This window comes from Sphingobium sp. CR2-8 (assembly GCF_035818615.1).
Taxonomy (GTDB): domain Bacteria; phylum Pseudomonadota; class Alphaproteobacteria; order Sphingomonadales; family Sphingomonadaceae; genus Sphingobium.
This window is the reverse complement of the sequence record NZ_JAYKZY010000002.1, coordinates 2,889,382-2,908,785: the sequence shown is the minus strand read 5'-3', so window position 1 is coordinate 2,908,785 and position 19,404 is coordinate 2,889,382. Positions and strand designations below refer to the sequence as shown.

22 protein-coding genes are annotated in these 19,404 nt (G+C 64.9%); 14 read left to right on the top strand and 8 right to left on the bottom strand.

Annotated elements, in window-relative coordinates; translation table 11 throughout:
• The first annotated feature begins 26 nt into the window (after nt 1-26).
• Entirely contained in the window at nt 27-1,187 is a 1,161-nt protein-coding gene (locus tag U5A82_RS18220) for an aldose epimerase family protein (protein ID WP_326292292.1), read from the top strand.
• Complete coding sequence (locus U5A82_RS18215; protein ID WP_326292291.1) at nt 1,187-2,059, top strand: SMP-30/gluconolactonase/LRE family protein; 873 nt, start codon at nt 1,187-1,189, stop codon at nt 2,057-2,059. The genes U5A82_RS18220 and U5A82_RS18215 overlap by 1 nt, the downstream gene beginning before the upstream one ends.
• A 276-nt stretch (nt 2,060-2,335) precedes the next feature.
• On the opposite strand, the gene U5A82_RS18210 is transcribed toward U5A82_RS18215, so the two are convergent.
• The 4 genes from U5A82_RS18210 to U5A82_RS18195 all read right to left on the bottom strand — a co-directional run bounded on the left by U5A82_RS18210 (nt 2,336) and on the right by U5A82_RS18195 (nt 4,880).
• Entirely contained in the window at nt 2,336-2,548 is a 213-nt protein-coding gene (locus tag U5A82_RS18210) for a hypothetical protein (protein WP_326292290.1), read from the bottom strand.
• A 105-nt stretch (nt 2,549-2,653) separates the two neighbouring features.
• On the bottom strand, nt 2,654-2,806 hold the full coding sequence (locus U5A82_RS18205) for a hypothetical protein (protein ID WP_326292289.1): 153 nt from the start codon (nt 2,804-2,806) through the stop codon (nt 2,654-2,656).
• An 18-nt stretch (nt 2,807-2,824) separates the two neighbouring features.
• Nucleotides 2,825-3,535 carry a hypothetical protein gene (locus tag U5A82_RS18200; protein WP_326292288.1) on the bottom strand — a complete coding sequence of 237 codons (711 nt, stop codon included), beginning with the start codon at nt 3,533-3,535 and terminating at the stop codon, nt 2,825-2,827.
• Between the two features lie 121 nt (nt 3,536-3,656).
• Complete coding sequence (locus U5A82_RS18195; protein WP_326292287.1) at nt 3,657-4,880, bottom strand: toxic anion resistance protein; 1,224 nt, start codon at nt 4,878-4,880, stop codon at nt 3,657-3,659.
• A gap of 153 nt (nt 4,881-5,033) precedes the next feature.
• On the opposite strand from U5A82_RS18195, the gene U5A82_RS18190 reads away from it, so the two are divergent.
• The 12 genes from U5A82_RS18190 (at nt 5,034) to U5A82_RS18135 (ending at nt 15,377) form a co-directional block, all read left to right on the top strand.
• Nucleotides 5,034-5,354 (top strand): DUF485 domain-containing protein, encoded by a 321-nt coding sequence (locus U5A82_RS18190; RefSeq protein ID WP_326292286.1) that lies wholly within the window; start codon nt 5,034-5,036, stop codon nt 5,352-5,354.
• On the top strand, nt 5,351-7,042 hold the full coding sequence (locus U5A82_RS18185; protein WP_326292285.1) for a cation acetate symporter: 1,692 nt from the start codon (nt 5,351-5,353) through the stop codon (nt 7,040-7,042). The genes U5A82_RS18190 and U5A82_RS18185 overlap by 4 nt, the downstream gene beginning before the upstream one ends.
• A 169-nt stretch (nt 7,043-7,211) precedes the next feature.
• The gene (typA, locus tag U5A82_RS18180; protein ID WP_326292284.1) at nt 7,212-9,047 is read left to right on the top strand and encodes a translational GTPase TypA; all 1,836 of its coding nucleotides are present in this window, start codon (nt 7,212-7,214) and stop codon (nt 9,045-9,047) included.
• A gap of 143 nt (nt 9,048-9,190) precedes the next feature.
• On the top strand, nt 9,191-9,361 hold the full coding sequence (locus U5A82_RS18175) for a hypothetical protein (RefSeq protein WP_326292283.1): 171 nt from the start codon (nt 9,191-9,193) through the stop codon (nt 9,359-9,361).
• 108 nt (nt 9,362-9,469) lie between these two features.
• Nucleotides 9,470-9,880, top strand: coding sequence for a DUF805 domain-containing protein (locus U5A82_RS18170; RefSeq protein ID WP_326292282.1), 411 nt, complete (start codon nt 9,470-9,472; stop codon nt 9,878-9,880).
• 245 nt (nt 9,881-10,125) lie between these two features.
• Nucleotides 10,126-10,617 (top strand): response regulator transcription factor, encoded by a 492-nt coding sequence (locus U5A82_RS18165; RefSeq protein ID WP_326292281.1) that lies wholly within the window; start codon nt 10,126-10,128, stop codon nt 10,615-10,617.
• Nucleotides 10,618-10,684: 67 nt separating this feature from the next.
• Entirely contained in the window at nt 10,685-11,029 is a 345-nt protein-coding gene (locus U5A82_RS18160; RefSeq protein ID WP_326292280.1) for a hypothetical protein, read from the top strand.
• Between the two features lie 61 nt (nt 11,030-11,090).
• A complete protein-coding gene (locus U5A82_RS18155; protein WP_326292279.1) occupies nt 11,091-11,510 on the top strand; it encodes a hypothetical protein in 420 nt (139 codons plus the stop codon).
• Nucleotides 11,488-11,955 carry an ArsR family transcriptional regulator gene (locus tag U5A82_RS18150; protein ID WP_326292278.1) on the top strand — a complete coding sequence of 156 codons (468 nt, stop codon included), beginning with the start codon at nt 11,488-11,490 and terminating at the stop codon, nt 11,953-11,955. The genes U5A82_RS18155 and U5A82_RS18150 overlap by 23 nt, the downstream gene beginning before the upstream one ends.
• A gap of 88 nt (nt 11,956-12,043) precedes the next feature.
• The gene (locus U5A82_RS18145) at nt 12,044-13,366 is read left to right on the top strand and encodes a NupC/NupG family nucleoside CNT transporter (protein WP_326292277.1); all 1,323 of its coding nucleotides are present in this window, start codon (nt 12,044-12,046) and stop codon (nt 13,364-13,366) included.
• Between the two features lie 65 nt (nt 13,367-13,431).
• The gene (locus tag U5A82_RS18140; RefSeq protein WP_326292276.1) at nt 13,432-14,499 is read left to right on the top strand and encodes a DUF1176 domain-containing protein; all 1,068 of its coding nucleotides are present in this window, start codon (nt 13,432-13,434) and stop codon (nt 14,497-14,499) included.
• A 167-nt stretch (nt 14,500-14,666) separates the two neighbouring features.
• Entirely contained in the window at nt 14,667-15,377 is a 711-nt protein-coding gene (locus tag U5A82_RS18135) for an HAD family hydrolase (RefSeq protein ID WP_326292275.1), read from the top strand.
• A gap of 69 nt (nt 15,378-15,446) precedes the next feature.
• Here the strand turns inward: U5A82_RS18135 and egtD are convergent, their stop codons facing one another.
• From egtD to U5A82_RS18115, 4 genes are all read right to left on the bottom strand, one after another.
• Nucleotides 15,447-16,406, bottom strand: a complete 960-nt coding sequence (gene egtD, locus U5A82_RS18130; protein ID WP_326292991.1) for an L-histidine N(alpha)-methyltransferase — start codon at nt 16,404-16,406, stop codon at nt 15,447-15,449.
• Between the two features lie 5 nt (nt 16,407-16,411).
• Entirely contained in the window at nt 16,412-17,680 is a 1,269-nt protein-coding gene (gene egtB / locus U5A82_RS18125) for an ergothioneine biosynthesis protein EgtB (RefSeq protein WP_326292274.1), read from the bottom strand.
• Nucleotides 17,681-17,764: 84 nt separating this feature from the next.
• Nucleotides 17,765-18,619, bottom strand: a complete 855-nt coding sequence (locus U5A82_RS18120) for a GGDEF domain-containing protein (RefSeq protein WP_326292273.1) — start codon at nt 18,617-18,619, stop codon at nt 17,765-17,767.
• Between the two features lie 150 nt (nt 18,620-18,769).
• On the bottom strand, nt 18,770-19,339 hold the full coding sequence (locus U5A82_RS18115) for a cob(I)yrinic acid a,c-diamide adenosyltransferase (RefSeq protein ID WP_326292272.1): 570 nt from the start codon (nt 19,337-19,339) through the stop codon (nt 18,770-18,772).
• Nucleotides 19,340-19,404 lie beyond the last annotated feature (65 nt).

The following is a 19,404-nucleotide window of genomic DNA, read 5'->3' as shown; positions in this document are numbered from 1 at the left end:
CAATGGGCGTATCTGGGAGGAAGTCCATGCCAAAGGTCGTCAATTTGAAAACAGCGTTGTCACCTGCTGTCGGTCTGTATGCGCTGGCGGTCATGCTAGCAAGCGGAACGGCGATGGCGGCGGACGCCAGCCGTGCGCCCGCCGGCACCGCCCACGGTGTGGCGATAGAGGCGATCACGTTGAAAAATGGCGCGGGCGTGTCGGCCAAGATCCTGACCTATGGCGCGACGCTCCAATCGCTGTCCGGCCCCGGCAAGGATGGCCAAATCGCCGACGTGCTGCTGGGCTATGACGACCTTAAGGGCTATGTCGATTTCCCCAATTATTTCGGCGTGACCGTGGGCCGCTACGCCAACCGCATCGGCGGTGGCCAATTCAGCATCGACGGCAAGGCCTATAAGCTGCCCCTCAATGACAAGGTCAATTCGCTCCATGGCGGGGGCAAGGGCTTCGACAAGCAGGTGTGGAAGGTCGTGTCGTTGAAGAGTGGTCCCAAGGCCAGCCTGGTGCTGGCCCTGACCAGCCCGGACGGCGATTCGGGCTATCCCGGCAAGCTGGACGTGACCGTCACTTACACGCTGGACGAAAGCGGCAACCTGGGCATCGCGTTCGATGCGAAGACCGACAAGCCGACCATCGTCAACATGACCAATCACGCCATCTTCAACCTTCAGGGTGAAGGATCGCCTGATGGCGCGATGGGCCATATGCTCACGATTCCGGCCAAGGCCTATACGCCGGTCGACGCGAACCTGATCCCGACCGGCGAGCTAAAGCCCGTCGAAGGCGGCGTCTTCGATTTCCGCAAGCCCCGTCGCGTGGCCGATGGATTGCGCGACGGACGCGATCCGCAGATCATCGCCGGACGCGGCTACGACCATAATTGGGCGCTGGACAAGGGCCTGACCAAGACGCCGGCACTGGCCGCGCGGCTGGAAGACCCGGTGTCGGGTCGCGTTCTGGAAGTGCTGACGACCGAACCGGGCGTGCAATTCTACACCGGCAATTTCCTGGACGGCACCTTCATCGGCAAGCAGAGCCATGTCTATCGCATGGGCGACGGCATCGCGCTGGAGCCGCAGAAATTCCCGGATGCGCCCAACAAGCCTGCTTTCGTGTCGGCGCGCGTCGATCCGGGCAAGCCCTATCATCATGAGATGGTCTATCGCCTGTCGGTGGCGCGCTGATGGCTGAATGGCGTTTGATCGAACGCGGCGTCGCGGACAGTCTGGGCGAAGGCACGCTCTGGTCCGCGCGCGACAATGCGGTCTATTGGGTCGATATCCTCGCCCCGGCGCTCAATCGGCTTTCTTTGCAGGATGGGGCGCTGGACAGCGGCGCGGTCGATCGCTGGGCGATGCCCGAGCCGCTGGGCTGGGTGGCGGAGCGGGAGGCGGGCGGCTTCATCGGCGGCTTCCAGAGCGGCTTTGCCGATGTCAGCCTCGATCCGCTGACCATCACGCCGTTCGCCGACCCGGAACCGCATTTCCCCGGCAATCGGATGAACGATGGCAAGGCGGATGCGCACGGCCATATCTGGTGCGGCACCATGGACATGAGCGAAGAGCATGATCGTGGCGCGCTCTACCGTCTGGCGCCGGACCGCAGTTGGCGGGTGATCGACAGCGACTATCGCGTCCCCAACGGCCCGGCCTTTTCGCCATGCGGCCAGTGGCTCTACCATAGCGATACCGCCAAGCAGCAGATGTACCGCTTTCGCCGCACCGACGACGGCGCGACCGACCGCGAACCGTTCATCCGCTTCGCGCAAGAGGATGGCTATCCCGATGGCATGACCGTGGATGCGGAAGGGCATATCTGGGTCGCCCATTGGGGCGGCAGCCGGATCAGCCGCTTCACGCCCGACGGCGACCTGGATCGCGCCATCGCCTTGCCCGCCCGGCAGGTGACGAACATCACCTTCGCCGGGCCCAACCTCGATCGTATGTTCGTCAGCAGCGCGACCGTGGGCCTCGACGATCCGACGCCCTATGACGGCGGCTTCTTCGAAGTCGAGAGCGGGGTGCGGGGCTTGCCGACGAACCTCTACGCGGGCTGAGCCTGCATTTTAAGACATCGCGAGGGGCGCGGCCGTCTACAGATGGCCGCGCCCCTCGCGTAGGTGCCGCGCATAGTCTGTTGCGCCGATCAGCCGAATCAAGTAGGGATGCGGGACAACGTTGTCATACCCTCTCCAAAGTCGGACGACGTTGCGATCCCGGACGGCTCGGTGGCGAACTGCACGCGTCATCAGCCGTCCGGGGCCATTTTTCCGACACCCTCATGTCGGCCCGCGCGTCGACGTCATGCCATCGGCGGGCGAGGGCCACCGGTTTCACAGGTCCGGTCCCAGCATCAGCAATATGACGCCCAGGCTGGCGCTGACGAAGCAACTGGCGGCGAATAAGAGCTGTGTCGGCGTGCCGTCACCATAGTGCCGGGCGATCGCGCGCAGCCACAGCCCCTGCGGCTCCAGGCTGGCGATCAGCGCGACGCCGATCAACCGCAGGCCGATCTGCGCGGCGGGCCGGGGGTGCCAATCGGACATGATGCATGCGCTCCATGGGGGGAGGCGCTCTATCTATCCGTCAGGACATAGGGATTCGAGATCGGAAAAGGCCGCGCGACGTTGAAATGTCGTAGGATTGCGCCGCTATTTCCGCCGCCATCGGCGAAAGAGCGACAGGCCCAGCACGCCGCCGCCCACCACCGCCGCGATCGCGCCGCCAGCCGAGGCCAGCGCCCACGCCCCCGCCGCCAGCAGGCCGGTCAGGAAATCCACGATGATCAGTGTGAGATGGATCATGCCGGGGAAGAGACGGCGTTAATGGCCGAGTTCCTTGGCTTCCTGATATTTGAGTTCGAGAAAGCGGTTCTGCGTCGCCAGCTTGTCCAGGTCGCCGCTGGCGAGATTTTCGCTCATCCGCCCGATTTCGGCGTCGATCACCGACAGGCCGTCGACCAGTTGCTTTTCGGGCACCCGGCCATTGCGCGCCTCGCGCCGCAGCGGTTCGGGAATCGACTGATAGCCGGTGACGAGTTCGGGCAGGTGATCGGCCAGCAGGCGGCGAATATCCTGTGCGGCCGGATCCTGCTCGCCCAGCCGCTCCAGTTGCGGGGCCAGTATCTCCAGCTTGACGCCGATGCTGTCGACCAGCGTCACGGCGGGGGCAGGGAGCGCCTTGCGCTGGTTTTCCAGCCAGATCTCTGTCTTGAGCGGCAGGGCGGCGAGGTCGGTCGCGGCCAGCGCTTCGGTCTTCACCCGGCTTTCCGTCGGTGTGACCGCGATCAGCAGCAGCGCGGCGATCATCACGCCCAAGGCGATCATGACCCCGGTGGTGCCCAGCGGCAGGACGAACCCGGCGACGGCGCTGGCGAGCAAGATCGCCAGCACCGCCCAGAAGGCATATTTGACCTTGCGGATCAGCCCTGCATTGCGCCGCTGCCGTGCGCGGGACGAGAGGCTCTGCCCGCGATCGCTGTGGCGGCGCAGCACGGCTTCGGCATCGGCAAGGACGCGGTCGGATCGGCTCATGCCTCACCCTCCACCAAAGCCGTTCGGTTCGAGTAGCCGTCGAGCTTGTCGAGACGGCGTATCGAGAACAGTTCTCGACAAGCTCGAACCGAACGGGAAGGGGTAGGGCGCATGAAAATCCTCACCCCTCGATCGCGCTCAATAGCGGATTGTCCGCACGCACCTCCTGAGATGCCTGGGCCTGGCCCTGCGCGCGGGCGATATAGCCCTTGGACTTTTCCACTTCGCCCGACAGCGTGTTCACTGTCGTCTTCATATTCTCCAGCGCCTTCATCTTGAACGTGTCGATATTGTCCATCGTATCGTAGATATTCTGGAACGCGCGCTGGAGCGTTTCGATCGGGATGGTGCTGGACGCGGCCTGTTCGTGAATCTGCGCGGTCTGGCTTGTCAACAGTTCGCCGGTACGGTCGATCATGTTGGCGGTGGTGGTGTTGAGCGCGGTGATCTGCTCCAGCACCAGTCGCTGCCCGGCCAGCGCTTGGGCCACCGTCACCGCCGTACGCAGCGCCGCAACCGTTGTGGTGCCCGCGCGGTCCACGCCCTTGACCAGTTCGACATTGTTCTTCTTGACCAGGTCCAGCGCCAGATAGCCCTGCACCGTCACCGCCATCTGCGTCAGCAGATCCTGCGTGCGCTGGCGGATGTAGAAGAGCGCGCTCTCGCGGATCGCCTTCGCCTTGGCCGGATCGGTCGCGTCGAGTTCCAGCGCCTTGGCTTCCAGCCGTGCGTCCATCGTCTTGGAAATATGGATCATCTGTTCCAGACGGCCCATGGTCGCCCACATATTCTGGCGCTCCACGTCGATCGCGGCATTGTCCTTGATCAGCACGTCCTTGCCGCTGGCCAGCGACCCCAGGATGGCGTTGATATGGCCCTGCGCGCTTTTATAGCCGTCGAAATAGTCGCGCATCTTGTTGCCGAAGGGGATGATGCCGAACAGCTTCTTGGGCGCGAGCAGATTGCCCCGCTTGCCGGGATCGAGGTCTTCGACCGTGCGGCGCAGTTCGGCCAGGTCCGCCCCGACCTTCGTATCGCTGTCCATCGCGCGCACCGGGCGATCGAGAAAGCGGTTGGAGTGGCCCGCCGCCTCGGCGATTTCCTTGCGCCCCATATTGGTCAGCTGATCGACGCGCGCGCCGAATTCCGGCGAATTGGCGTCCTGCGCGACCAGGTCCGCGACGAAGGCGTCGACCTTTTCGTCCAGCTTCGACCTCTTCTCATCCTCGATCGGGACCAGGCCCGCCGCTTTTTCGGGCGCGACCACCGGCACCGGATCGGGCGGCGTCAGGTTCAGGGTGTCGCCAGCGGTCGTAGCGGTAGTGGTCGGCGCGGTCGAAGCCATGTCATCTCCCAGAAGCCCATAACGGCCCCTTGACTGTCATATGTGCATAAAACAGTTGGGCCGCAAGTCTGCCCGCCTGCTATAATGCCTCAACCCGCGACATTGCAATCGCCCCGCGCCCGGCTAGCATGGGGCAAATCTGGAGGAGGATGCATGATGCAGCTGAGGGACGAGGCGCGGGTCGCCCGGGTGGCGGCCGACCCGCGCTATGTCGCGCTGGTGGCGCGGCGGACGCGGCTGGGCTGGTGGCTGTCGGCAGCGATCTTCTTCACGTTCGTCGCCTATCTGCTGCTCATCGCCTTCGACAAGGCGTTGCTGGGCGCGCCGATCGGGGACGGCGTCACCTCGATCGGCATCCCGATCGGCCTTGGCCTCATCCTGTTCGCGATCGCGCTCACCGGCATCTATGTCGTCCATGCCAACCGCCATCATGACGCGCAGATGGCCGCCATATTGAAGGATCATGGCGCATGAGGGCATGGATCGCGCTGTTCGCCCTGATCCCCGGCCCCGCTTTCGCCGCCGCGCTGGAAGGGGAAGCGCAGCGTCAGCCGATCAACTGGATCGCGATCCTCATGTTCGTCGCCTTCGTGGGCCTGACGCTCTGGATTACAAAGGCGGCGGCGGCGCGCACCCGCACCGCGTCGGATTTCTACACGGCGGGCGGCGGTATCACCGGTTTCCAGAACGGCCTCGCCATGGCGGGCGATTATATGTCCGCCGCGTCCTTCCTCGGCATTTCGGCGCAGATTTTCAACGATGGCTATGACGGCCTCATCTACTCCACCGGCTTTCTGGTGGGCTGGCCGATCCTGCTGTTCCTGATGGCGGAGCGGCTGCGCAACCTTGGCCGCTTCACCTTCGCCGATGTCGCCTCCTACCGCTTCGCCCAGCCGCCGGTGCGCAGCTTCGCGGCGGTTTCCACATTATTGGTCGTCAGTTTCTACCTGGTCGCGCAGATGGTCGGCGCGGGGCAGCTCATCAAATTGCTGTTCGGCCTGCCCTATGCGGTGGCGGTGGTGATGGTCGGCGGGCTGATGATGCTCTACGTCCTGTTCGGAGGGATGCGCGCCACGACCTGGGTGCAGATCGTCAAGGCGGTGTTGCTGCTCGGCGGCGCCAGCTTCATGGCGTTGATGGTGCTGGCGCAGTTCGGCTTTTCCCTGGAAGCTCTGTTCGCCCGCGCGGTCGAGGTGAAGACGCAGGCAGCGCTAGCCGATGGCGCGGGCGCGGCGCAGGCGGCCGAACGCGGCCGTTCCATCATGGCGCCGGGCAACTTCATCAAGGATCCGGTGTCGGCCATTTCCTTCGGGCTGGCGCTGATGCTCGGCACGGCGGGGTTGCCGCATATATTGATGCGCTTCTTCACCGTCCCGGACGCGAAGGAAGCGCGCAAGTCCGTGCTGTGGGCGACTGGCTGGATCGGTTATTTCTACATATTGACGTTCATCATCGGCTTCGGCGCGATCGTGCTGGTGGGCACGGACAGCGGCTATATGGACGGGGCGGGGGCGTTGCGCGGCGGCGGCAACATGGCGGCGATCCACCTTGCTCATGCGATCGGCGGCAATGCCTTCCTCGGCTTCATCTCGGCCGTGGCCTTCGCGACGATCCTTGCTGTGGTGGCGGGGCTGACCCTGTCGGCGGCGTCGGCGGTCAGCCACGATCTCTACGCCACCGTACTAAAACAGGGGCAGGCGAGTTCAGAGGACGAACTGCGCGTGTCGCGCCTCACCACGCTGGCGCTCGGCGCGCTGGCGGTGCTGCTGGGGCTGGTGTTCGAAAAGCAGAACGTCGCCTTCATGGTCAGCCTGGCCTTTGCGCTGGCGGCGTCGGGCAATTTCCCGGTGCTGATCCTGTCGCTGCTCTGGAGCGGTTGCACCACGCGCGGCGCGGCCTGGGGCGGGACGATCGGGTTGCTGACGGCGTTTGTCCTGACGCTGCTGTCACCGGCAGTCTGGACCACGACCCTTGGCCTAGGTCCGGCGCCGTTCCCCTATAGTTCGGCGGCGATTTTCTCGGTGCCTGCCGGGTTCGTCGCGATCTGGCTGATTTCGCGGTTCGATCGGTCGCCGCGCGCGGCGGTCGACAAGGCAGGCTATACGGCGCAACGTGTGCGGGCGGAAACCGGCATCGGCGCCTTCGCCGCCAGCGACCATTGAAGGACGGGGGCGGCGGGCCGACCCCGCTCCCCGACAATGCATCGTGCATCACCGGCGTCGCGTCCGCCCCGCGCCCTTGCCGCAACGCATCATTTCCTGTAGGGGCGCGCCCGAAGCCTCTGTGTGACCCTGTGTCGGCTTGGGCGAACCCATATCCCGAAGGCAAGACATGTCCCTGCGTAACATCGCCATCATCGCGCACGTCGATCACGGCAAGACCACCCTCGTCGACCAGCTTTTCCGCCAGTCCGGCACCTTCCGCGACAATCAGCGCGTCGAAGAGCGTGCGATGGACAGCAACGACCTGGAAAAGGAGCGCGGCATCACCATCCTGGCGAAGCCGACGTCGGTCGAGTGGACCCCGGAAGGCGGCGAACCCGTCCGCATCAACATCGTCGATACCCCCGGCCACGCCGACTTCGGCGGTGAAGTCGAGCGCATCCTTTCGATGGTCGACGGCGTCGTCCTGCTCGTCGATTCGTCGGAAGGCGCGATGCCGCAGACCAAGTTCGTGACCGGCAAGGCGCTGGCGCTGGGGCTGAAGCCCATCGTCGTCGTTAACAAGGTCGACCGTCCCGACGAGCGTATCCAGGAAGTGCTGGACGAAGTGTTCGACCTGTTCGTGTCGCTCGACGCGACCGACGAACAGCTCGACTTCCCCGTCCTCTATGCGTCGGGCCGCAATGGCTACGCCAATGAAGATTCGTCGCTGCGTTCGGGTACGCTGACCCCGCTGTTCCAGAAGATCGTCGATCATGTCCCCGCGCCCGCCGTGGAAGTCGAGGGTGTGCCCTTCACCTTCCTGGTGACGCTGCTCGACCGCGACAACTTCCTGGGCCGCATCCTGACCGGCCGCGTGACCAGCGGTTCGGTCAAGGTGAACCAGGCGATCCACGCGCTCGACATGGACGGCACGGTCATCGAAACCGGCCGTGCGTCGAAGATCATGGCCTTCCACGGCCTTGATCGCGTGCCCGTCGACGAAGCCAAGGCAGGCGACATCATCTCGCTGGCCGGCCTCTCCGTCGCGACCGTGGCCAACACCATCTGCGACACGTCGGTCACCGAACCGATCCAGGCCCAGCCGATCGATCCGCCGACCCTCTCGATGCGCTTTGCCGTGAACGATTCGCCGATGGCCGGCCGTGAAGGCACCAAGGTGACGAGCCGCATGATACGCGACCGTCTGGCCCGCGAAGCCGAATCCAACGTCGCCGTGAAGGTTACGGAAAGCGCCGACAAGGACAGCTTCGAAGTTGCAGGGCGCGGTGAACTCCAGCTGGGCGTGCTGATCGAAACCATGCGCCGCGAAGGCTTCGAACTCTCCATCAGCCGCCCGCGCGTGCTGTTCGGCGAGGACGAGAATGGCGGCAAGACCGAGCCGTACGAAACCGTCATGATCGACGTGGACGATGAATTTTCCGGCACGGTCGTCGAGAAGATGAACCTGCGCAAGGCGGAAATGACCGACATGCGTCCGTCGGGCGGCGGCAAGACCCGCATCACCTTCTCCGCCCCCTCGCGCGGTCTGATCGGCTATCATGGCGAATTCCTGTCCGACACGCGCGGCACCGGCATCATGAACCGCCTGTTCGAGAAATATGGTCCGCACAAGGGCACGATTGAAGGCCGCAAGAACGGCGTGCTGATCTCCAACGGCGCAGGCGAGGCCAATGCCTATGCGCTGGGTCCGCTGGAAGAACGCGGCATCCTGATGGTCGGCGTGGGCGAAGCGCTCTACGAAGGCATGATCATCGGCCAGAACGCCAAGCCGGACGATCTGGAAGTCAATCCCATGAAGTCGAAGGCGCTGACCAACTTCCGCGCCAGCGGCAAGGACGACGCCGTCCGCCTGACCCCGCCCTGGAAGCTGACGCTGGAGCAGGCGATCGCCTATATCGATGACGATGAACTGGTCGAAGTGACGCCCAAGACCATCCGTCTGCGCAAGCGCTACCTCGATCCGAACGAGCGCAAGCGTATGAGCCGGTCCAAGGCGGCCTGATGTTTCAGGTTGCCTGCAAAAAGGCGGCCTGATGTTTCAGGTTGCCCGCAAAAAGGCGGCCTGATCCCTCGTTACCATGATATGCAGAAAGGGCCGGTGTCGCGAGGCATCGGCCCTTTCTTTTTAGCAAGGAAGCCACAAGAATGGCCGATCTTTATCTCAAGGCGCTGACTTCGGAACGCCGCGCTCTTTGGGCGGAATGCCGATTGAAGGGGCTGGCGAAAGACACGCCCCAACGGTTGCGCATCGTGGAAATCGACGCGCTGCTCGCCGCGCACAAGGCCAAGCAAGGCGGCACGAAGCCCGACGCCTGATAAGCGGCGCGGCTTTCGCGCCTTCGAGTTTTTGGCATCACAGCTTTTTGCAAGACAGGCGCAAAAGCCTTTCCTATCCTGCGTGGCTCGCAAACAGGGGAAACGCAGATGGAATATATGCTCTTGCCGCTCAGGCGCTACGCCGATTTCTCGGGACGTTCGCGCCGCAAGGAATATTGGATGTTCTTCCTCGGCTATATGCTGGCGGCGATCGCACTGGGTATAGTGGGCGTGATCCTGGGCGGTTTTCCCAGCGGCCAGGCATCGGGTGGGGCGTCGCTGATGGTGATCCTGCTGCTGGTGCTGGTGGCCGTGCTCATCATTCCGTCCTTCGCGGTGCAGGTCCGCCGCTTCCATGACCAGAACAGGAGCGGCTGGTTCGTGCTGCTCAACTTCGTCCCTTATGTCGGCGGCATCATCGTGCTGGTCTTCATGTGCCTGGACGGCACGCGCGGCGAGAATCGCTTCGGTCCCGATCCCAAGCAGACGGCGGCGGACATGGGCGATATCTTCCGCTGAACCGCATCGCGGGCGGCCTGCGCGCCAAAGATTCGCGGCAGCCCCGCGCCTTTTGTCGGTCCCTCTCCGCCCTGCGGAACGGATCGTCGGCCATCTGCATTGCATGCATGCGACCTGCCGTGTCACTTTAGGGACGGGTGAAACCGAATCGCAACCCTGAGTGGCGAATAGAGATGTGGGTGGCTGAGCCTCCCGAACCGGCCATATGTTGGTCGGCGAGTGGTTCACGCAGGAGGAATGATGCAGTGGCGCAAACCCTTCCAGCCTTGAGCGAGGGGGAAAAGCAGTGCCTGCGGCTCGTGGCGCAGGGCTTCAATTCCAAGGAGATCGCCCGTCAGCTCCATGTGTCGGAGCATACGGTCGATCAGCGCGTCCGCACCAGTTTGCGCAAGTTCGGCGTGCCATCGCGCAAGGAAGCGGCGCGCCTTTTCGTTTCGGTTGAGCAACGTCCGGCCCAAATCGGCACATATCAGCCATTGATATATCAACCGGAGCCGCTTGCGCCCCAACCCGATCCTGCGTCATCCCTTGATCAGCCGAACAGGCCGGATGTGCGGACGGAACCCAACAGCTTCCTGCGCCGCATCCTGGCCTTCGGTCCGCCGCTAGGGGGATCAACCAATGAACTGAGTGTCGATGGCCGCATATTGGCGATGGTCCGGGCCGCCGTTCTGACCGGCGTCGGTGTCGTCGCTTTGCTGCTACTCATTCGTGGGGCCTTCACGGTCCTGGGCTGATCCGTCCCAAATCGCCACGCTGAAGAACGCACCGCCCGACAAGGGCGTCGTGCGAAGGAGATGACTTGTGCTCAACCTCGATCCTGTAAAGACCCAGGCCGTCGCCGATCAGACCCGCCAGGCCTTCGCCGCGTTTGACACCGCGCTGGTCGATACCGCGCAGCTGACCACGGCCTTCCTGACGGCGTCGCAGGGGGCGGGCCTGACCGCCAGCGAAAGCCAGCGCATCATCAAGCAGATTCACGACAGCGCAACGAAGATCATCGAAGGGCGCAGCGACATGGTCCGCGCGACCGCGCTGCTCACCCGTTGCCTGCACGCCAGCGCCATTCCCGCAACGGCGGTCGGTTGCCCGATCGGCCTGGAACTCGAACAGCGCGAAACCGCGCGTCACCTGACCCTGGTCGCTTGATCTGGGTGAAAGTCGTCGGCATCTGCATGACCCTTGCTTCCCCCCTCAATCGGAAATGCAGATGCTGGCGGCTTTCTTCTGGCTCTTGACCCTCCTCGGCTGCCTCTTCGCCGGACTATTCGGCGGCAGGGACGGGCGATGGTTCGTTCTGTTCTTCCTGGGTTGCGTCGTGCTGACCATCCCGGCCCAACTGGCGGGGTCGTGGCATGCGACCCAGCTATGGTTGATGCTGGTCGATTCGACGCTGCTGGGCTGTCTCGTGTGGTTGATGCTGCGCAGCACTCGCTATTGGCCCATATGGGCCGCCGCCAGCCAGTTGCTGACCGTCCTGACCCATGTCGCGACCATGGTCATGCTCCAATTTTCAGACCGCATCTATGCCGGCCTCAGCACGGTCTGGGTCATTCCGTTGCTGCTTTTTACGATCATCGGCATCGAACTCGACCGGAAAGCCTTTCATGACCGTCCATATCCCGCCTGATCGGACCCTCCCCAATCAGGAGGCGGTCGACCTGGTGGTCGCGTTGCAACGCTGCCTGACCAATTTCCATGCCCGCAAGGAAGACCCCGCGATCCTGGATGGGGAGGGCAACGACCAGCTTCCCGCACTGGCCCGCTATCTCGAAGCGCGGCGGGTGCGGGCGATGCTGTTTGGCCAGAATCTGTTCGCCGATCCGGCGTGGGACATATTGCTGGCGCTGTATCAGGCGGAACTGGAAGGCCATGCGCTCACGCTGGAACAGATGAGCGAAAGCCTGCGTCTGTCGCTGAGCGTCGTCGTGGGTCAGGTCGGCACGATGGAGCGGCGCGGCCTGCTGAACGAACATCGCACGTCGCCCAATAGTCGCCGCCGCCGCGCGATTCGCCTTTCGCCGCTGGCGCTCGACGCCATGGCCTCCTGGGTTTCGCTCGCCTTCGAAGATTGAGGGAAGGCCGGGTCTGCGTCAAACGCTCTGGCCTCTGGGCGTCGTGGCCCATATAGTCACCGCGTTTGTCCTCACGCGAAAGCGCCTCATGCATCTTCTTATCGGCCTCGCGGGCATTTTGCTCATCCTCGCCATCGCCTTTGCCCTCTCCTCCGACCGTCGCGCCATCAGGCCGCGGGTCGTGGGCGCGGCCTTCCTGCTCCAGGCGGGAATCGCCATGCTGGTGCTTTACGTACCTGCCGGACGATCGATCATCGCGGGCATGTCGCGCGGGGTCGCCAACCTGCTCGGCTATGCGCAGGCGGGGACGGACTTCATCTTCGGTCCGCTGGCTCGGCCCGAAATCGGCGGGGCCAGCTTCGCCATCGCGGCGCTGCCCGTCATCATCTTCTTCGCCAGCCTGGTGTCGATCCTCTATTATCTGGGGATCATGCAGTTCATCGTTCGCTGGGTCGGCGGCGCGATCGAAAAGGTGACGGGCGTGTCGAAGGTCGAAAGCCTGTGCGCGGCCGCCAACATCTTCGTGGGACAAAGCGAAAGCCCGCTCGTCATCCGCCCCTATCTGGCGGGCCTGACCCCGCCGCAGCTGTTCGCGGTCATGACCAGCGGCATGGCGGGCGTGGCGGGCACCATCCTGGCCGCCTATGCGTCGATGGGGATCAAGATCGACTATCTGCTCGCGGCGAGCTTCATGGCGGCTCCGGGCGGGCTGTTGATGGCCAAGATCATGATGCCCGACCCGCGCGTGCCGGTGCAGGGCGAATTGCCGCTGGGCGACCATCCCGACCTGCTTCTGCCCGACACCCGCATCAGCGGTGCAGGCCCCGCCGCGCTGCTGCCCGAAGGCACGCCGGGCGAACCCATGCCGCAGGCCAGCCATGACGAGGAAAAGCCCGCCAACCTCATCATGGCCGCCGCGCAAGGGGCGCAGACAGGTGTCAAACTCGCTGTCGCAGTGGGCGCGATGGTGCTGGCCTTCGTGGCGCTCGTGGCGCTCGCCAACGGCATATTGGGCGGCATCGGCGCGTGGTTCGGCTACCCGACCCTCAGCTTCCAGATGCTGCTGGGCTATGTCTTCCAGCCGGTCATGTATCTGCTCAACATCCCCTGGGCCGAAGCGCAGGTGGCAGGCGGGCTGTTCGGGACGAAGGTCGTGCTCAACGAATTCGTCGCCTATATCAACCTGGGCCAGGTGCAGGGCGTCCTGTCGCCCCCGACCATCGCCATCATCACCTTTGCGCTGTGCGGCTTCGCCAATTTCAGTTCGATCGCGATCCAGATGGCGGTGACCGGCAATCTGGCGCCCAACCAGCGACCGATGATCGCGAAGCTGGGATTGAAGGCGCTGGTCGCAGGCAGCCTCGCCAATCTGATGAGCGCGGCGCTGGCCGGGCTGATGCTGAGCCTGTAAATGGTCAGGTCGGCTGCGTAACGGAAACGCTACCATCGTCCCTGCAAATCGGTTATGGTTAACCCATGGGGGCAAAACATTATTTCCTGGTCGCGCTGGCGGCCCTTGGCTGGTCGGGTGCCGGTGCGACGCAGGCACCTGCGCCCAAAGCGCTGACGCCAAAACCCGGTGTGCTGGAAACCTACAGGGACTGGACGATCGGCTGCGACAATCGCAACCGATGCGAAGCGGTATCCCTGCTGCCGGAGGGCAGCGACTGGCCGGACGGTCCGGTCATGGTGGGGATCGTGCGGGACGCGGGGCCGGATACCGCCGCGGAAGTGTGGGTCAGTCGGGACGGCAAGGGCGGCGGCGAGTTCAGCTTCCACGTCGATGGTCGCCGCATCGCCAGCGCCATGAGCCGCGATGGCGACGCCACGGTGCGTGGACCGCAGGCGTCGGCGCTGGCCATCGCCATGGCGCGGGGCGGGGTACTGGAAATACGGTCGGGCAACCGCCTGCTGGGCAAGCCCTCGCTGGCCGGATCGGGCGCGGCGCTGCGCTATATGGATGCGCGCCAGGGCCGGGCCGGGACCAGCACCGCGCTGGTCGCGACCGGCGCAATGGGGCCGATCGCCGTGCGCGCCGCGCCTGCCGCTCCCACCGTTCGCCGCGCGCCGCTGCCGGTCGGGCCAGCCCCGGCCGGTCTGTGGCGGGAGGAACTGACAGCGCTCGCCAAGTTCACGCGCTGCACCGATGAGATGCGGCGCGGCCAGTCGCCCGAACAATATCGCCTTTCGAAGACGGAGACGTTGATCCTCGTGCCCTGCGGCAGCGGCGCCTATAACAGCACGGCCGTTCCGGTGATCGCCACCGGCGTTGCGGGTCGGCGTGTCTTCCGTCTGGCCAGCTTCGACCTGAAGCCGGGCTGGAGCGAGGAAGAGGCGCGTCCCATGCTGGTCAATGCCGGCTGGACGGCGGACAAGCTGCGGCTCGACAGCTTCGCCAAGGGGCGTGGGCTGGGCGATTGCGGCGGCAGCGAAGCCTATGTCTGGGACGGCACCCGCTTTCGCCTGATCGAAGCCACCAGCATGGGCGAATGCCGTGGCGCGTGGCACTGGATCAGAACCTGGTCGGCGCAGGTGACCGAGTAGGCAGCGGCAGGCAAGGGCCGTTAAGTGCGCGCGGCATCGAAAAGCCGCGCGCGCAATTCTGCCCGCTTCTCGACAGGCTCGCGAAGGGATCGCGCGGTTCTGCCGCATGCAATCAGCATGGCACGCTTTGCAATGGAATTGGAACGAAAGGCGGCCATATCTACGCCATGACCCATCCGCTTCGCCAACCCGCCCCGTCGCTCGCCGCCTCCCATCTGCCGGACCCGATCCGCGCGGTGATCTTCGACATGGACGGGACGCTGATCGATACCGAGGCGGCGCATCGGCAGGCCTTTGCGCAAACGGGGCAGGCGATCGGCTGGCCGATGTCGGACGAGCTGCTGCTGTCGATGGTCGGCATCCATCGCGATGAAAATGAGCGGATGCTGGCGGCGCATCTGGGGCCGGACTTCCCGCTCGACCGTTTCTATGCCGACAGCGACGCCCTGTTCGAAGCAGCGGTGGATGCGGGCATCCCGCTCCGCCCCGGCGCGCGGCTGATCCTGGATCATCTGGCGCAGGCGGGCATCCCGATGGCGCTCGCCACCTCGACCGCCGCGCCCTATGCGCAGGCGCGGCTGGAGAAGAGCGGGCTGCTCCCCTATTTCGATGTGGTGGTGACACGCAGCGACGTCGACCGACCCAAACCGCACCCCGAACCCTATCTGCTCGCCGCCCGCCTGCTGGGCGTCGATCCGGCCCATTGCGTTGCGGTGGAGGACAGTTACGCGGGCGTCCGCTCCGCCACGGCGGCGGGCATCGCGACGGTCATGGTTCCGGACCTGTTGCCGCCCACCGAAGAGTTGGCGCTCGCTTGCGCGCAGATATTGCCCAGCCTCACCGACCTGCGCGACTTGCTGCTGCTCGTGGCGGAGTAGACTGGTCGCGGGATGCCGGTGTGTGCGTGTATCTCTACTGCTGATGCCGGGCCGTAGACAGTTCTCGGCTCAACCCGCTTCCGCCAACACCAGCGCGAACAGGCCGTCATCGTCGGTCCATTCCTCGACTGGCTCCCAACCGCCTGCGCGTAGTAGCAATCGCTGGTCGCGCGCGCCATATTTATGACTGCTCTCCGTATGGATCGTTTCGCCCGCATCCATGTGGAAATGGTGGCCGGCAATGTGGAAATGCAACGGTCTTTGCGCCTCCAGATGCATTTCGATCCGGGCCTTGTCGTCGTTCCAGATGGCGCGGTGGGCAAGGCCGTCGATCGGCATATCGCCCTCCAGCTCGCGGTTGATCCGCTCGACCAGATTGAGGTTGAAGGCGGCGGTCACGCCCTGCGCATCGTCATAGGCGGCGATCAATCGGTCGCGATCCTTGATCCGGTCCATGCCGATCAGCAGCTTGGCGTCATCGCCCAGCAGACGGCGCATGGCGCGCAGCAGGTCGACCGCCGCGTCCGGCTCCATGTTGCCGATGGTGGAGCCGGGGAAAAATCCCAGGCGTGGCAACCCTTCGATCGCGCTGGGCAGGGCCAGCGGTCGGTTGAAGTCGCCGACGACCGGCAGCACCGGCAGGCCCGGAAAGGCGTCGGCCAGCGCCGCGCTGCTGGCGTGGAGAAAGTCCCCGCTGATGTCGATCGGTACATAGGCGGCAGGCGCGATCGCGCGGAGCAGGTGCGGCGTCTTGCGCGAGCTCCCCGCGCCGAACTCCACCACCGCGCGACCTTCGCCGACCGCCGCCGCAAAATCCGCACCATGGGTCGCCAGCAACGCCGTCTCGGTACGCGTGGGATAATATTCGGGCAGGTCCGTGATCGCCTCGAACAATTCGGAACCGCGCCGGTCGTAGAACCAGATGGGCGGCGTCGCCTTGGGACTGCGCGAAAGGCCCGCAACGATATCGTGATGAAAGGCCGGATCGATCGTGCGAGTCGGGGCAGGGGGGGTGTCGGTCAGCAACATGGCGCTCACAAATCCTTTGCCAGCCGCAGCCCGGTGAACTGCCAGCGTTGATGGGGATAGAAGAAATTGCGGTAGCTCGCGCGCGTATGGCCGCGCGGGGTGGCGCAGCTTGCGCCCTTCAGCACGAACTGCCCCGACATGAACTTGCCATTATATTCTCCAACCGCGCCCGGTGCGGCGCGAAAACCGGGGTGAGGGCGATAGGCGCTGCCGGTCCATTCCCACACGTCGCCGAACATCTGCGTCAGCGTGGATACCGCATCGGCCGGGCGCGGACGCGGGCAGGCCGCATCGTCGAGCAGATTGCCGGTGCCCGCCGGGAGATTCTGCGCCGCGCTTTCCCATTCGGCCTCGGTCGGCAGGCGCGCGTTGGCCCAACTCGCATAGGCGTCGGCTTCATACAGGCTGATATGCGTGACGGGCGCAGCCGGGTTGACTGGCTGGCGCCCGTCCAGGCCGAAGCGGGTCCAGCCCTGCTCGCCCTGTTTCCAATAAGCTGGGGCGTCGATCCCTTCGCCCTGCACCCAGGCCCATCCGTCCGACAGCCAATGCGCGGCGTTACGGTAGCCACCATCCTCGATAAAGGCGATCCATTCGCCATTCGTCACCGGTCGATGCGCCAGAGCATGAGGACGCAGCACGACCTTGTGCCGTGGCCCTTCGCAATCGAAGGCGAAGGCATTCCGCCCATCCTCGCCGATCTCCACCAATCCTTCGCGCCCCTCGATCCAGTGGAGCGGGCCGGGCAGGGCCACCGGAGCAGCGCTGGGCGCCCCGAACAGCGCAGGCTCCAGCGGATTGAGCGAGAATAGGTGGAGCAGGTCGGTCAGCAGCAATTCCTGATGCTGCTGCTCATGATGCAGCCCCAGCGTCACCAGTGCGCGCGCCGCCTGCGGCAGCATGCCCAGTGCGGCAGTCAGCGCAGCATCGACATGCGCGCGGTAGGCCCGGATGTCATCGAGCGAGGGCCGGGTGAGCATGCCCCGCAGCGGCCGGGCATGGCGCGCGCCCTCCGCCTCATAATAGCTGTTGAACAGGAAGGCGTAGCGCGGATCGAACGGCCGATATCCCTGAACGTGATCGCGCAGAACGAAAGTCTCGAAAAACCAGCTCGTATGGGCCAAATGCCATTTCGCAGGGGACGCATCGGCCATAGACTGGACCGTCGCGTCCGCGTCCGACAGGGGCGCGGCCAGCGCATCGGTCAGCCCGCGCACGGTCCTGTAGCGGTCTTCCAGATCGTCCTGACGGGCATCCGTCCAGCTTTTGGCCATGCCTGTCCCTTCCGATACGGTCGATCCGCTCTCTGAAGGGAAAAGCGCATAAACGGGCGGGCGGTTCCAGCCCTACCCGAAAGGTCATACTTCCTGCAGGATCGGCGCGGCGCGGCAGACGCGGTCGCGACCCGATTGCTTGGCCTCGTACAGCGCGTCGTCGGCGCGGCGCAACGCATCCTCCAGGTCGCCGCCGGCCCAGCGGCAAACGCCGGCGGAAAAGCTGATCGGCCGGTCATGCACCTGACCGATCGGATCGCTGCGCATCCGGCTGGCGATCCGCGCGAGCGACCAGCTGGCCTCATCCTCTATGCAGTCCTGGAAGAAGATGGCGAATTCCTCACCGCCCCAGCGGGCAACCATGTCGACGCGCCGCACCAGCGCGGACAGGCGGGTGGCGAAGGACGCCAGCACCCGGTCGCCTTCCTCATGACCCGACAGGTCGTTGACCCGCTTGAAATAATCGATGTCGATGATCGCGACGCAGCCCTTGCGCCGGTCCTGGGGCAGCGCGGCCATATGGGCCAGAAAGCCGCGCCGGTTGGCGATGCCGGTCAGCGGGTCTTCGTGGGCGATCTGATGCAGGTCGTCCAGCCGCTCGCGGGTCACGCTCGCGACGCGTTGCACCCCGGCGTAGAGGGTATTGATGACATCCCCCACTTCGGGCAGCGCGACGGCGCCGCCCTCGCCATTGTGCAGCGTCTGCGCCAGCGCATGGATTGGGTTCAGCAGCGCGCCGATGCCCAGCAGGGCGATGCCGGTGCCGATCACCGTGGCCACCGTCAGCAATAGGAATTCAGCCAGTTGGATACGCCCGGTCGTCAGGCCCAAGGCCAGATAGCCCAGCAACGGCAGATGGGTCGCGACGAAACAGAGGGTAAAGAGCCGCAGGCGCAGCGACCGTGGAAAAATGAAGGATGTGGCGAGGTAGAAATGCATGGCGATCCCCGTCTCTTTTATGGACGCAATGCCTTCTCAGCCCGGTTCTCAATGCAGTGTGAAGAAACAGGGTTAACGATCGGGCGTAAGACAGGCCGTGCTGCAGGAGAGTCAGGCCGTGCGTCCTTGGTTTACCCGCGTCGTCCCGTCTCAGCGCGACGCGCCGGGCACCCATTTCACGTCGGCCGCGCCATTGCCGTTCAACCGGCGCGCCAATACGAACAACAGGTCCGAAAGCCGGTTGAGATAGACGAGCGCCTGGGGATTGAGCGCAACCTCCGCAGCGGCAGCGGTCGCGCTGCGCTCGGCCCGGCGCGTGATCGCGCGGGCGAGATGGACAGCGGCGGCGGCGGGCGATCCGCCGGGCAGGATGAAACTGTCGAGTGGGGCAAGATCGGCGTTCATCGCATCGATCTGCTGCTCCAGTCGCGCCACCTGGCTTGCCACGATGCGCAGCGCCCAGGGCACGTCCTCTCCCTCCGGAATGGGCGTCGCCAGGTCTGCACCCAGATCGAACAGGTCGTTCTGGATGACGGTCAGCCAGGCGGCTTCCGGGCAGTCAGCCATTGCGACGATCGCCAGGCCGATGGCGCTGTTCGCTTCATCGACATCGCCCACGGCCTGCATGCGTGGCGCATATTTGGGCAGGCGCGATCCGTCGGCCAGGCCTGTCGTCCCATTGTCGCCGGTGCGCGTGTAGATCTTGTTCAGCTTGACCATCGGCTGTCTGCCCGACTCTGTTTTTGCGTTTGGAAAGCCGTCAGCCGTTCCAGCCGACGCCGAAC

What these genes read in the sequence shown, in the direction of transcription:
- U5A82_RS18220 (WP_326292292.1), top strand. Translation starts at nt 27, where the DNA reads ATGCCAAAGGTCGTCAATTTGAAAACAGCGTTGTCACCTGCTGTCGGT.
- U5A82_RS18150 (WP_326292278.1), top strand. Translation starts at nt 11,488, where the DNA reads ATGACCGTCCATATCCCGCCTGATCGGACCCTCCCCAATCAGGAGGCG.
- U5A82_RS18195 (WP_326292287.1), bottom strand. Translation starts at nt 4,880, where the DNA reads ATGGCTTCGACCGCGCCGACCACTACCGCTACGACCGCTGGCGACACC.
- U5A82_RS18120 (WP_326292273.1), bottom strand. Translation starts at nt 18,619, where the DNA reads ATGCATTTCTACCTCGCCACATCCTTCATTTTTCCACGGTCGCTGCGC.
- typA (WP_326292284.1), top strand. Translation starts at nt 7,212, where the DNA reads ATGTCCCTGCGTAACATCGCCATCATCGCGCACGTCGATCACGGCAAG.
- U5A82_RS18185 (WP_326292285.1), top strand. Translation starts at nt 5,351, where the DNA reads ATGAGGGCATGGATCGCGCTGTTCGCCCTGATCCCCGGCCCCGCTTTC.
- U5A82_RS18175 (WP_326292283.1), top strand. Translation starts at nt 9,191, where the DNA reads ATGGCCGATCTTTATCTCAAGGCGCTGACTTCGGAACGCCGCGCTCTT.
- U5A82_RS18205 (WP_326292289.1), bottom strand. Translation starts at nt 2,806, where the DNA reads ATGATCCATCTCACACTGATCATCGTGGATTTCCTGACCGGCCTGCTG.
- U5A82_RS18170 (WP_326292282.1), top strand. Translation starts at nt 9,470, where the DNA reads ATGGAATATATGCTCTTGCCGCTCAGGCGCTACGCCGATTTCTCGGGA.
- egtB (WP_326292274.1), bottom strand. Translation starts at nt 17,680, where the DNA reads ATGGCCAAAAGCTGGACGGATGCCCGTCAGGACGATCTGGAAGACCGC.
- U5A82_RS18210 (WP_326292290.1), bottom strand. Translation starts at nt 2,548, where the DNA reads ATGTCCGATTGGCACCCCCGGCCCGCCGCGCAGATCGGCCTGCGGTTG.
- U5A82_RS18115 (WP_326292272.1), bottom strand. Translation starts at nt 19,339, where the DNA reads ATGGTCAAGCTGAACAAGATCTACACGCGCACCGGCGACAATGGGACG.
- U5A82_RS18215 (WP_326292291.1), top strand. Translation starts at nt 1,187, where the DNA reads ATGGCTGAATGGCGTTTGATCGAACGCGGCGTCGCGGACAGTCTGGGC.
- U5A82_RS18155 (WP_326292279.1), top strand. Translation starts at nt 11,091, where the DNA reads ATGCTGGCGGCTTTCTTCTGGCTCTTGACCCTCCTCGGCTGCCTCTTC.
- U5A82_RS18145 (WP_326292277.1), top strand. Translation starts at nt 12,044, where the DNA reads ATGCATCTTCTTATCGGCCTCGCGGGCATTTTGCTCATCCTCGCCATC.
- U5A82_RS18190 (WP_326292286.1), top strand. Translation starts at nt 5,034, where the DNA reads ATGATGCAGCTGAGGGACGAGGCGCGGGTCGCCCGGGTGGCGGCCGAC.
- U5A82_RS18140 (WP_326292276.1), top strand. Translation starts at nt 13,432, where the DNA reads ATGGGGGCAAAACATTATTTCCTGGTCGCGCTGGCGGCCCTTGGCTGG.
- egtD (WP_326292991.1), bottom strand. Translation starts at nt 16,406, where the DNA reads ATGTTGCTGACCGACACCCCCCCTGCCCCGACTCGCACGATCGATCCG.
- U5A82_RS18135 (WP_326292275.1), top strand. Translation starts at nt 14,667, where the DNA reads ATGACCCATCCGCTTCGCCAACCCGCCCCGTCGCTCGCCGCCTCCCAT.
- U5A82_RS18200 (WP_326292288.1), bottom strand. Translation starts at nt 3,535, where the DNA reads ATGAGCCGATCCGACCGCGTCCTTGCCGATGCCGAAGCCGTGCTGCGC.